Raw genomic sequence first — 11,213 nt, 5'->3', positions numbered from 1 at the left:
AGCGGGAGAAGAGTCTCGAACTCTCGACCTATACCTTGGCAAGGTATCGCTCTACCAACTGAGCTACTCCCGCATGGAGCGTTTTGGAGGCGGGGGTCGGGATCGAACCGGCGTAGACGGCTTTGCAGGCCGCTGCATAACCACTTTGCTACCCCGCCTTGGGGACACGCATACTACCTAAAACACGTGTTGTTTGCAAACATCTTTTTTGACTTTTCTCGACTTGCGTCGCCGCCAAATTTTCAATGCTCGCTCACCTATCACAATAAAAAAAGGAAGCTTTGTTAGGCTTCCTTTTTTCCAAGTAACCTGGAGCGGGAGAAGAGTCTCGAACTCTCGACCTATACCTTGGCAAGGTATCGCTCTACCAACTGAGCTACTCCCGCATCGAAAACAGAACGCTATTATAAGGCGGCGTTGGTATTTGTCAACTATCGATCTTAATTATTTAATTATTTTTTTCCTGTGGCTGGCATCGGCTTCCTTGATCATGGGCATGGCGCGACGCAGGTAGTACAGCATCGACCACACCGTCAGCACCGCCGCCACCAGCAGCAGCAGGCTACCCCACAGACGGGTATCGATGAAGCCGAACAGGCTGTCGTAGTACAGCAGCATGGGGATGGCGATCATTTGCGCAGTGGTCTTGATCTTGCCCAGCGAACTGACCGCCACCGACTTGGAGGCGCCGATCTGCGCCATCCATTCGCGCAGCGCCGAGATGGCAATCTCGCGACCGATGATGATGAAGGCGATCACCGGATGCACGCGGTCCAGATGGACCAGCACCAGCAAGGCGCCGGTGACCATGAGCTTGTCGGCCACCGGATCGAGGAAGGCGCCGAAGGCGGAGGTCTGGTTCCAGCGGCGCGCCAGGAAACCATCGAACCAGTCGGTCGCGGCGGCCACCACGAAGATGGCCGTGGCGGCAATGCCCTGTTCGTAGCGGTTCAGGCCGATCTCGGGCAGGTAGTAGACCCCGACGACCAGAGGAATGAGTGCCACCCGCAACCAGGTCAGCAGAATCGGAATATTGAAAGGCATACGTCTAGGAGGGTTGGAGCGGCGTACACGAAAAAAAATTTACCGAATAGTAGCAGAGTCATCCCCTGCTGCGCCCGCCTTTACGTCAGCGCGCGCATCGACGCAGTGACGGATGCACGTCATTCAATGCAGTTGCCGGTAGATTTCCTCGGCCAGCTGGCGCGAGATACCTTCTACCGAAGCCAGGTCATCCACGCTGGCATCGACCACCCCGCGCAGACCGCCAAAGCGCACCAGCAGGCGCTGGCGGCGCTTGGCACCGATGCCCTCGATCTCTTCCAGACGCGACGTCTGGCGCGCCTTGGCGCGCTTGGCACGCATGCCGGTGATGGCAAAGCGGTGCGCCTCGTCGCGGATCTGCGCGATCAGCATCAGCGCGGCAGATTCCTTGCCCAGCTCCTTGGGAGCGCGACCATCGGCGAAGACCAGGGTTTCCAGTCCCACCTTGCGCCCCTCCCCCTTGGCCACGCCGACGATGAGGCTGATGTCCAGGCCCAGCTCGGTCAGCACCTGGCGGGCCATTTCCACCTGTCCTTTGCCACCGTCGATGAGCACGATGTCCGGCATCACGCCCTCGCCATTGGCGACCTTTTCATAGCGCCGCGTGAGCACCTGACGCATGGCAGCGTAGTCATCGCCGGGCGTGATGTCGTTGATGTTGTAGCGACGGTATTCGCCGTTCTGCATCGCATGGTGATGGAACACCACGCACGAGGCTTGCGTGGCTTCACCTTGGGTGTGGCTGATGTCGAAGCATTCGGCGCGCAGTTCGTCCAGGTCTTCGCGTTCCAGCTCCAGCACCTCGGCCAGTGCGCGGGTGCGTGCCTGTTGCGAGCCCTGTTCGGAGAGCAGCCGCGCCAGTGCGATCCCGGCGCCTTTGGTGGCCATCTCCAGCCACTGGCGACGCTGGCCCTGTGGCTGGAAGGTCAGCGTGATGCGATGGCCGCACTGCTCCATCAGGGCCATCATCAGCGCCGGATCATCGAATTCGGTGCCGACGATGAGCGAGCCGGGAATGAACTTGTCGATGTAGTGCTGGGCCAGGAAGGCTTTCAGGACTTCGACCTCGATGCTGTCCTCGGCGGTGTCCATCGCATCGTCCACATGCGTGGGGAAATAGGCGCGGTCGCCCAGATGTCGGCCGCCGCGTACCATCGCCAGGTTCACACAGGCACGCCCCCCCTGCACCACCACGGCGATGATGTCGATGTCGGCGTCGCTCACCGTCTCCATGCTCTGCTGGTGCAGCACGCTGGAGAGCGAGCCGATCTGGTCGCGCACGGCGGCGGCCTGCTCGAACTTGAGGTCGGCGGCGAAGGCGTGCATCTTCTGCTCCAGCGCTTCCATGACTTCGCTCTGGCGGCCACGCAGGAACTTGGAGGCGTTCTCCACATCGAGCGCGTAATCCTCGCGGCTGACCAGGTTCACGCAGGGGCCGCTGCAGCGATGGATCTGGTGCAGCAGGCAGGGCCGCGTACGATTGGTGAAGACAGTGTCTTCGCAGGTGCGCAGCAGGAATACCTTCTGCAGGATCTGGATCGATTCCTTCACCGCCCCGGCATTGGGGAAAGGACCGAAGTACTGGTTGCGCTTGTCCACCGCACCACGATAGTAGGCCATGCGCGGGAAGGCATGGCCGGTGATCTTCAGGTAGGGGTAGGACTTGTCGTCGCGAAAGAGGATGTTGAAGCGCGGACGCAGCGTCTTGATGAGATTGTTTTCCAGCAGCAGCGCTTCGGCTTCGCTGCGGGTGACCGTGGTTTCCAGCCGGGCGATGCGCTCGACCATCATGGCGATGCGCGGGCTGGTCAGGGTCTTCTGGAAATAGCTGGAAACACGCTTCTTGAGGTCGCGCGCCTTGCCCACGTAGAGCACGTTGTCTTCGGCGTCGAAATAGCGATACACGCCCGGCAGGTGTGGCAGCCGGGCGACCGTCTCCAGCACGACCTCGCGCGGATCGGGGAGCGGGGAAGCAGGAATGTCGGACATGAACGAATGCGAAAGACTTACAGCGACTGTACCAGCGCGCGCGCCGCCAGATAGCGCGGCTCAGCCTGCAGCGTCTCCCACATCAGCGCCTCGCCGCAGGGCAGCAAGGTAGCGCGACGCGCAGCAGACGCCGCATCCGTGCCGCCCTTGAGGCCGGCCAGAATGGCATCGGCCTTCTCGGGTGAATTGCAGATCAGGGCCACGTCGCAGCCAGCATCCAGTGCTGCTTGTGCCGCCTCCAGCGGACCACCGGCGACACTGGCGCCGTGCATGCTGAGGTCGTCGCTGAAAATCACGCCCTGGAAGGCGAAGCGCTCGCGCAGCATGGACAGCCACACCTTGGAGAAACCGGCCGGCTGGGCATCCACCTTGGGATAGATGACGTGGGCCGGCATCACGGCCGCCAGACTCATGCCCAGCCAGTCATACGGGGTGGCATCGTCACCCAGGATATCGTCCAGCGGACGTTCATCCACCGGAATGGCCACGTGCGAATCTGCCGTGACGAAACCATGGCCGGGGAAATGCTTGCCGCAATTGGCCATGCCCGCCAGCGCCAGACCGTGATTGAGGCTCTTGGCCATGAGCGTGACCACGCGCGGATCGCGATGGAAGGAACGGTCGCCGATCACGGTCGAGACCCCGTAATCCAGATCGAGCACCGGCGTGAACGACAGGTCAATGCCACAGGCGCGCAGTTCAGCGGCCAGCACGAAGCCGGTGGCCGTGGCCACCTTGGTGGCTCGCAGCACGTCGCGATCCCACAACTGGCCGAGCTGGCCCATGGCCGGCAGACGCGTAAAACCGTCGGTGCGGAAGCGCTGCACGCGGCCGCCTTCGTGGTCGACCGCGATCAGAATGCCGGGGCGAGTCTGGCGGATCGCGCTGGTCAACGCGACCAGTTGCGCACGGTTTTCGTAATTGCGGGCAAACAGGATCACCCCGCCGGTCAGCGGGTGCTGGATACGTGCGATGTCGGCCGCATCCAGCCGGGTGCCGACCACATCCAGCATCACCGGACCGAGCGGCTTGACGGTTTGATTCATGACTTCTCCACGATGACAAAGGCGACGGCGTATTCCACCTCGTCGGTGACGGAGACCTGGGCGCTCAGGCCCTGCTCTTCCATCCATTGTTGCAAGGCGCCGCTGCACACCACCACCGGTTTGCCGCTGGGCGCGTTGAGGACCTGCATGGCGCGCCAGGTCATGGGCATGCGCATGCCCATGCCGATGGCCTTGGAAAAAGCTTCCTTGGCGGCGAAACGGGTGGCCAGGAAGCGGATGCCACGGGCCTCCACCTTGGCCTTGCGGCGCAGGTATTTTTCCATTTCCTGCGGGCCCAGGATCCTGGCGGCGAAGCGGTCGCCGTGGCGTTGCAGGGTTGCCTGCAGGCGGGAAATCTGAAGGATGTCGGTACCGATGCCGTAGATCATGCAGCGCGCCTCAGCCCCGGGCCTTGAGCGCGTCCAGGCGCGCCTTGACCATGATGGCCTTCATCTCGGAGACCGCATTGCGCCAGCCGGCGAAGACCGCATGGGCGACCACGGCATGGCCAATGTTGAGTTCGGCAATCTCGGGGATGGCGGCGATGGCCTGGACGTTGGTGTAGTGCAGACCGTGACCGGCATTGACCTTCAGGCCCAGCTTCACGCCCGCCTGCACGGCGACGCGGATGCGTTCCAGCTCTTCCTGCTGCTCGCGCTCGCTGGTGGCGTCCGCATAACGGCCTGTATGAAGTTCGATGACAGGTGCGCCCGATTCTGCGGCGGCCTGGATCTGCTCGACATCCGGATCGATGAACAAAGAGACCCGAATGCGCTCCTGCTGCAACTGGACGATCGCCGCCTGCACATCGGCAAAATGGCCGCGCACGTCGAGGCCGCCTTCGGTGGTGACTTCGGTGCGCTTTTCCGGCACCAGGCAGACATCCTGCGGCTGGATGCCACAGGCGAAATCAATCATCTCGCGGGTGACGGCGGCTTCCAGATTCATGCGCGTCTGCAGCAGCGGACGGATGGCCTTGACGTCCTCGTCGCGGATGTGGCGACGGTCTTCGCGCAGGTGCAGGGTGATGGCATCGGCCCCGGCTTCCTCGGCTTCCAGCGCTGCGCGGATGGGGTCGGGATAACGCGTGCCGCGGGCATTGCGCAGGGTGGCGACGTGATCGATGTTGATGCCCAGGTCGATGGCCGGGCCGGCAGGCTGCAGGAAACTCATGGTGTCAGGAAGCTTCGTTTGAATGATGTCGGGATGTGATCAAGGCTGCACGTGAAGAACCGTGCAGCCTATGTCGGATTGTAGCGGCTCGGGATCGCACGCGGGGGCAGACGGGATCAAGTGGCGGCATGTTCTGGCCGGCGGCAGGCAGGCCGCCCGCGCCATCACAGCTGCATCAGGTCGATCAGGATCTGGCGCGTGTTGAGCTGCGCACCGCCCAGGTGATGCGACAGCAGGTAGCGCATCAGGAACTTGCTTTGCAACTGCGTGGTGGGGTCGCTGTAGTCCTCGCGCTCCATGTCCAGCAAGGTCTTGCCGGAGACCTTGGGCGCGCGGTCGGAAATGCGCTCCGGACGGGTACCCTGCTCGGGATCGACGACGTAGATGCCGTCAGGCTGGACGGCCTTGCCGCTGACCACGCAATGGCTCCAGTTGCCGGCCACCCCGGTCTGCTTCAGGAGGAGGCGTTCGAACTGACGCAGCACGATGGGGGCATTCTCGCCGTGGGCCAGCTTGTTGAGGGTGGCCACGTAATGGTCGAACAGGGCCGGATGCGCATCTTCGCGCGCCAGCAGCTTGACCAGCAGTTCATTGAGATAGAAGCCGCACAGCAGTGCCGATTTCTCCAGTGGCAGCAGGCCCCCGACCCATTCGGCATCGGTCAGCGTACGCACCTCGGACTTGCCGCTCCACGACAGCGAGAGCGGCTGGAAGGTCTGCAAGGCCCCGCGCAGCTTGGAGTGCGGACGCTTGGCCCCCTTGGCCACCAGCGCCACGCGACCATGGTCGCGCGAGAAGACGTCGATGATGAGACTGGTTTCCTTGTAGGGATAGCTGTGCAGCACGAAGCCCGGCTGCGCCAATACCTTGTGCTCCTTCTCCGGCACGGCGCGGCTACGCGCACGCGGTGCCGCCGGTTTGCGCACCGGAGCCTTGACAGGCGCCTGCGGCACTGCCGGATCAACAACCTGGCTGGCCAGCGGGGTTTCGTTGAGCATGGTGGTCATGGATATCCGTCCTGAAAGCGTGAAGCCACGTCGTTGAGGCGCGGCGTAATGCCATGATGATGCAGGAATTCAGCGCAGCCTGCAGAGGGCCGCACGCCGGCTCATTCGTAGCCGTAGGCGCGCAGGCCGGCTTCGTTGTCAGCCCAGCCCGATTTGACCTTGACCCAGATCTCCAGATAGACCGGGCCGCCGAAGAGGCGCTCCATGTCCAGCCGCGACTGGGTGGAGATTTCCTTGAGACGCGCGCCCTTCTGGCCGATCACCATGGCCTTGTGGGTGTCGCGCTCGACCAGGATGGCGGCGAAGATGCGGCGCAGGTTGCCTTCCTGTTCGAATTTCTCGATGAGCACCGTGCTGGTGTAGGGCAATTCTTCGCCGACGAAGCGGAACACCTTCTCGCGCACGATTTCGGAGGCCAGGAATTTCTCGCTGCGGTCGGTGATGTCGTCTTCATCGAACATCGGCGGATTCTGCGGCAGCAGTCTGCGTACCTCTTCCTGCAGGCGGTCCAGCTGGAAACGCTGCTTGGCCGAGACCGGCACCACGGCGGCAAAATCATGGTGCGAAGCCACTTCGCGGGCGAAGGGCATGAGCGTGGTCTTGTCCTTGTTGCGGTCGGCCTTGTTCAACACCAGGATGCAGGGCACGTTGGCCGGCAGGAGATCGAGCACCTGCTTGTCGGCCGGGCCGAAGGTACCGGCTTCGATCACGAACAGGATCACGTCGGCTGCCGTCAGGGTATTGGTGACGGTGCGGTTCAGGGTCTTGTTGAGCGCGTTGCTGTGGCGGGTCTGGAAGCCCGGCGTATCCACATAGACATACTGGGTATTCTCGATGGTCTGGATGCCGGTGATGCGGTGGCGCGTGGTCTGGGCCTTGCGCGAGGTGATGCTGACCTTGGCGCCGACCAGTACGTTCATCAGGGTCGACTTGCCGACGTTGGGACGACCGACGATGGCGATGTAGCCGCAACGGTAATCGTCATCAGGGGTCTGCGCCGACGCGTCGTCGGCCATGGGGGAGTCTGTCATGCTGTTCTGGATTGCGAGGCGGATGAAGCCGCCGAAATGGGTTCTGCTGCGACCGTTTCAGTGCGGTCGCCGGTATTCTTGCCGTCGTTGCGGGCCGTGACCGGCGCGCCCTTCTGCTCCTTGGTTTCCTTCGGCTCCTTCACCGGCTTGGCCGGCTTGCTGCCATTGACCGTCGAGGCCTCGGACCGATTGCCCTTGCCGCTGTCGTGCTCCGGCGCATCCGGCTGAATGGTGGCAATGCCGGCCAGCTTCAACTGGGTGGTGCGGGTACGCGGCTTGCGGCCGGCCGAAGGGGTCTTGGCCAGCGCCAGTTGCACCGCTTCCAGGGCCAGCTTGGCGGCGGCCTGTTCACCAGCACGGCGGCTGCCGCCGGTACCGAAGACCTGAATGTCCAGCTTGGGGACCAGGCATTCGATCTCGAATTCCTGGCTGTGGGCGGCGCCGTGCGTGGCGATGACGTTGTACTGCGGCAGCGGAATCTTTTTGCCCTGAAGAAATTCCTGCAACAGGGTCTTGGCATCCTTGCCCAGGGTCTTGGGATCCACGTGTTCCAGCACAGGGACGTAGAGCGAGCGGATCACCGCCCGCGCCGCCTCGAAGCCGGAATCGAGGAAGATGGCGCCAAAAAGCGCTTCCAGGGTATCGGCGAGGATGGAGGGACGGCGGAAACCGCCCGACTTCAGCTCGCCCTCGCCCAGGCGCAGGAACTGCGACAGCTCCAGCCGCTGGGCGATTTCATACAGGGATTGCTGCTTGACCAGATTGGCACGCAGGCGCGAGAGATCGCCTTCGTCGATCTTGTCGTAACGTTCGAAGAGCAGCGAGGCCACCACGCAGTTCAGCACCGAATCGCCGAGGAATTCCAGCCGCTCGTTATGCAAGGCGCTATGGCTACGGTGGGTCAAGGCCTGCTGCAGGAGCGAAGCATCCTTGAAATTGTGGCCTAGCCGTTGTTGCAAGAGTTGAGGATCCATTTTTTCATCCGTCATTCAGTCTGCCGCCCCGATACGCGCAGCGGCGCGTGGATCGGGGATTACCAGCCTGACCAGTCAGCGGGATCGGTTCAAAGCAAAGCTGAAAACTGCTCCGGGTCTGCCTCCACAATGCGAAGTTGCCAGTTGGAAACCGCGAAAACTACGAAAGCTGCTGGACCAGGATGCGGCGCACTTTTAGTGGAAGCTGCCGATCCGCTTGATATCGCCCAGGTTCATCCAGACAAAGAAGGCCTTGCCGACGATGTTCTGGTCCGGTACGAAGCCCCAGTAACGACTGTCGAGGCTGTTGTCCCGGTTGTCTCCCATCATGAAATACTCGCCGGGCGGCACCGTGCAGGCGAAACCTTCGGCGTTGTAGGTGCACAGCTCGTGATGCGGGAAGGCATCGGGATTGGGCACGAAGTTGGGAGCACGCTCATCGGTCAGAATCTTGTGTTCCACGCCGGTCAGGTTTTCCTGCCACTGCTTATAGTACGTCAGATTTTCGTCGTCCAGATAATCCGGCAGCGCTTTATAAGAAATTTGTTCACCATTCACCGTTAAGCGCTTGTTTTCATAGACTATTTTATCACCGGGCACGCCCACCACGCGCTTGATGTAGTCCACCGACGGATCCTTGGGGTACTTGAAGACCATGACATCGCCGCGCTGCGGCTGGCCCACGTCGATGATCTTCTTGTTGATGATGGGCAGGCGGATACCGTAGGTGAATTTGTTCACCAGGATCAGGTCGCCCACCTGCAGGGTCGGCACCATCGAGCTGGACGGGATCTTGAACGGCTCATACAGGAAAGAGCGCAGACAGAACACCAGCGCGATCACCGGGAAGAAGCTGCCCGAATACTCGATCCAGGCCGGCTGCTTCAGATGATGGGCCTGCAAGTCGGCACGGCTGGCGGCGACGCTGCCATCGCGCTTGATGCCTTGCGCCTCATCGCGCGCCACGCGGGCGTCGAACTCGGCCAGGGCGGCATCGGCACGGGCGCGGCGCTGCTTGGCAAGGAAGAAGGTGTCTGCGAACCAGATGACGCCGGTCACCAGCATCAGGACGAACAGAATGAGTGCGAAGTTGCCCAACAAAGCCTGCATGTTATTTATCTTCCACTTGTAAGATTGCCAGGAATGCTTCCTGCGGGATTTCGACCGAGCCCACCTGCTTCATGCGCTTCTTGCCGGCCTTCTGCTTTTCGAGCAGCTTGCGCTTGCGCGAGATGTCACCGCCATAGCACTTGGCCAGCACGTTCTTGCGCATGGCCTTGACGTTTTCACGCGAGATGATGGTGGCACCGATGGCCGCTTGAATGGCCACGTCGAACATCTGGCGCGGGATCAGTTCACGCATCTTGGCCGCCACCTGGCGACCACGAATCTGCGCCGCGGCACGGTGCACGATGATGGCCAGCGCATCGACCTTCTCGCTGTTGATCAGCATGTCGACCTTGACCACGTCTGCCGCGCGGTATTCCTTGAACTCGTAGTCCATGGAAGCGTAGCCGCGCGAGGTGGACTTGAGGCGATCGAAGAAGTCCAGCACGATTTCGGCCATCGGCATTTCGTAGGTCAGCTGCACCTGCTTGCCGTGGTAGCTCATGTTCATCTGGATGCCGCGTTTCTGCGTGCACAGGGTGATGACCGAGCCCACGTATTCCTGCGGCATGTACAGGTTGACGGTGACGATGGGTTCGCGAATCTCTTCGATCTTGGAGACTTCCGGCATCTTCGACGGGTTGTCCACCATCAGCATGGTACCGTCGCGTTGCTGCACTTCATACACCACCGTCGGCGCGGTAGTGATGAGGTCCATGTCGAACTCGCGCTCCAGGCGTTCCTGCACGATTTCCATGTGCAACAGGCCCAGGAAGCCACAGCGGAAACCGAAGCCCAGCGCCTGCGACACTTCCGGTTCATACATCAGCGCAGCGTCGTTGAGTTTGAGCTTTTCCAGCGAGTCGCGCAGGGCGTCGTACTGGTTGGCTTCCACCGGGAACAGACCCGCAAACACCTGCGGCTGCACTTCCTTGAAGCCCGGCAGCGGTGCCGCGGCCGGCTTGCCGGCCAGGGTGATGGTGTCGCCCACGCGCGCGGACTTCAATTCCTTGATGCCGGCGATGACGAAACCGACCTGCCCTGCCGTCAAGGCTTCACGCGATTGCGACTTGGGCGTGAACACGCCAATGCTTTCGGTCAGGTACTGGGTTTCGGTGGCCATCAACAGGATCTTGTCCTTGGGACGCAAGGTGCCATTGACGATGCGCACCAGCATGACCACCCCGACGTAGTTGTCGAACCAGGAATCGATGATCAGCGCCTGCAACGGCGCATCCGGATCGCCCTTGGGCGCCGGCACCTTGGCCACGATGGCTTCCAGCACCTCTTCCACACCCAGGCCGGTCTTGGCCGAGCAGGGGGTGGCGTCGGCCGCATCGATGCCGATGACGTCCTCGATCTCGCTCTTGGCGTTGTCCGGATCAGCGGAGGGCAGGTCGATCTTGTTCAAGACCGGCACCACTTCCACGCCCAGGTCCAGGGCGGTGTAGCAGTTGGCCACGGTCTGCGCTTCCACGCCTTGCGAAGCGTCCACCACCAGCAGTGCGCCTTCGCAGGCCGACAGCGAACGCGAGACTTCATAGCTGAAGTCGACGTGACCCGGGGTATCGATCAGATTGAGGTTGTAGATCTGGCCATCCTTGGCCTTGTAGGACAGGGCTGCGGTCTGGGCCTTGATGGTGATCCCGCGCTCGCGCTCGATATCCATCGAATCCAGCACCTGGGCTTCCATCTCGCGGTTGGACAAGCCCCCGCACAACTGGATGATGCGGTCGGCGAGCGTGGACTTGCCGTGATCGATGTGGGCGATGATCGAGAAATTACGGATATTGTTCATTAACAGACTGGAAACGATGAAAAAAGGCGCTCTGTAGCGGGCTT

10 protein-coding genes and 3 tRNA genes are annotated in these 11,213 nt (G+C 61.9%); all 13 read right to left on the bottom strand.

Going from position 1 to position 11,213, the window contains the following annotated elements:
- The 13 genes from HWE01_RS18645 to lepA all read right to left on the bottom strand — a co-directional run bounded on the left by HWE01_RS18645 (position 1) and on the right by lepA (position 11,169).
- Positions 1-73 (bottom strand) — tRNA-Gly (locus HWE01_RS18645).
- 11 nt (positions 74-84) lie between these two features.
- Positions 85-158 (bottom strand) — tRNA-Cys (locus tag HWE01_RS18640).
- 152 nt (positions 159-310) lie between these two features.
- A tRNA-Gly gene (locus HWE01_RS18635) sits at positions 311-386 on the bottom strand.
- A 58-nt stretch (positions 387-444) separates the two neighbouring features.
- Positions 445-1,044, bottom strand: a complete 600-nt coding sequence (gene pgsA, locus HWE01_RS18630) for a CDP-diacylglycerol--glycerol-3-phosphate 3-phosphatidyltransferase (protein WP_175342404.1) — start codon at positions 1,042-1,044, stop codon at positions 445-447.
- Positions 1,045-1,167: 123 nt separating this feature from the next.
- The gene (uvrC, locus tag HWE01_RS18625) at positions 1,168-3,033 is read right to left on the bottom strand and encodes an excinuclease ABC subunit UvrC (protein WP_008327990.1); all 1,866 of its coding nucleotides are present in this window, start codon (positions 3,031-3,033) and stop codon (positions 1,168-1,170) included.
- A 17-nt stretch (positions 3,034-3,050) separates the two neighbouring features.
- Positions 3,051-4,079 carry a beta-N-acetylhexosaminidase gene (nagZ, locus tag HWE01_RS18620; protein ID WP_241822538.1) on the bottom strand — a complete coding sequence of 343 codons (1,029 nt, stop codon included), beginning with the start codon at positions 4,077-4,079 and terminating at the stop codon, positions 3,051-3,053.
- Positions 4,076-4,468: a holo-ACP synthase gene (acpS, locus tag HWE01_RS18615; RefSeq protein ID WP_008327987.1), complete on the bottom strand. Its 393-nt coding sequence runs from the start codon at positions 4,466-4,468 to the stop codon at positions 4,076-4,078. The genes nagZ and acpS overlap by 4 nt, the downstream gene beginning before the upstream one ends.
- A 10-nt stretch (positions 4,469-4,478) precedes the next feature.
- Positions 4,479-5,252, bottom strand: a complete 774-nt coding sequence (gene pdxJ / locus HWE01_RS18610; protein WP_241822537.1) for a pyridoxine 5'-phosphate synthase — start codon at positions 5,250-5,252, stop codon at positions 4,479-4,481.
- Between the two features lie 164 nt (positions 5,253-5,416).
- Positions 5,417-6,259 (bottom strand): DNA repair protein RecO, encoded by an 843-nt coding sequence (gene recO, locus HWE01_RS18605; protein ID WP_241822536.1) that lies wholly within the window; start codon positions 6,257-6,259, stop codon positions 5,417-5,419.
- Between the two features lie 101 nt (positions 6,260-6,360).
- Positions 6,361-7,290, bottom strand: coding sequence for a GTPase Era (gene era / locus HWE01_RS18600; RefSeq protein WP_034350203.1), 930 nt, complete (start codon positions 7,288-7,290; stop codon positions 6,361-6,363).
- The gene (gene rnc, locus HWE01_RS18595; RefSeq protein ID WP_034350201.1) at positions 7,287-8,264 is read right to left on the bottom strand and encodes a ribonuclease III; all 978 of its coding nucleotides are present in this window, start codon (positions 8,262-8,264) and stop codon (positions 7,287-7,289) included. Before rnc ends, era begins: the two co-directional genes overlap by 4 nt.
- 195 nt (positions 8,265-8,459) lie before the next feature.
- On the bottom strand, positions 8,460-9,374 hold the full coding sequence (lepB, locus tag HWE01_RS18590; protein ID WP_008327982.1) for a signal peptidase I: 915 nt from the start codon (positions 9,372-9,374) through the stop codon (positions 8,460-8,462).
- A gap of 1 nt (position 9,375) precedes the next feature.
- Entirely contained in the window at positions 9,376-11,169 is a 1,794-nt protein-coding gene (gene lepA / locus HWE01_RS18585) for a translation elongation factor 4 (protein WP_008327981.1), read from the bottom strand.
- Between the last annotated feature and the right edge of the window lie 44 nt (positions 11,170-11,213).

It is taken from the genome of Herbaspirillum sp. C7C8 (genome assembly GCF_022627875.1).
GTDB lineage: Bacteria > Pseudomonadota > Gammaproteobacteria > Burkholderiales > Burkholderiaceae_D > Herbaspirillum.
The sequence above is the reverse complement of the archived record's forward strand: the minus strand, read 5'-3'. Positions and strand labels throughout refer to the sequence as shown.

What these genes read in the sequence shown, in the direction of transcription:
- pgsA (WP_175342404.1), bottom strand. Translation starts at nt 1,044, where the DNA reads ATGCCTTTCAATATTCCGATTCTGCTGACCTGGTTGCGGGTGGCACTC.
- uvrC (WP_008327990.1), bottom strand. Translation starts at nt 3,033, where the DNA reads ATGTCCGACATTCCTGCTTCCCCGCTCCCCGATCCGCGCGAGGTCGTG.
- nagZ (WP_241822538.1), bottom strand. Translation starts at nt 4,079, where the DNA reads ATGAATCAAACCGTCAAGCCGCTCGGTCCGGTGATGCTGGATGTGGTC.
- acpS (WP_008327987.1), bottom strand. Translation starts at nt 4,468, where the DNA reads ATGATCTACGGCATCGGTACCGACATCCTTCAGATTTCCCGCCTGCAG.
- pdxJ (WP_241822537.1), bottom strand. Translation starts at nt 5,252, where the DNA reads ATGAGTTTCCTGCAGCCTGCCGGCCCGGCCATCGACCTGGGCATCAAC.
- recO (WP_241822536.1), bottom strand. Translation starts at nt 6,259, where the DNA reads ATGACCACCATGCTCAACGAAACCCCGCTGGCCAGCCAGGTTGTTGAT.
- era (WP_034350203.1), bottom strand. Translation starts at nt 7,290, where the DNA reads ATGACAGACTCCCCCATGGCCGACGACGCGTCGGCGCAGACCCCTGAT.
- rnc (WP_034350201.1), bottom strand. Translation starts at nt 8,264, where the DNA reads ATGGATCCTCAACTCTTGCAACAACGGCTAGGCCACAATTTCAAGGAT.
- lepB (WP_008327982.1), bottom strand. Translation starts at nt 9,374, where the DNA reads ATGCAGGCTTTGTTGGGCAACTTCGCACTCATTCTGTTCGTCCTGATG.
- lepA (WP_008327981.1), bottom strand. Translation starts at nt 11,169, where the DNA reads ATGAACAATATCCGTAATTTCTCGATCATCGCCCACATCGATCACGGC.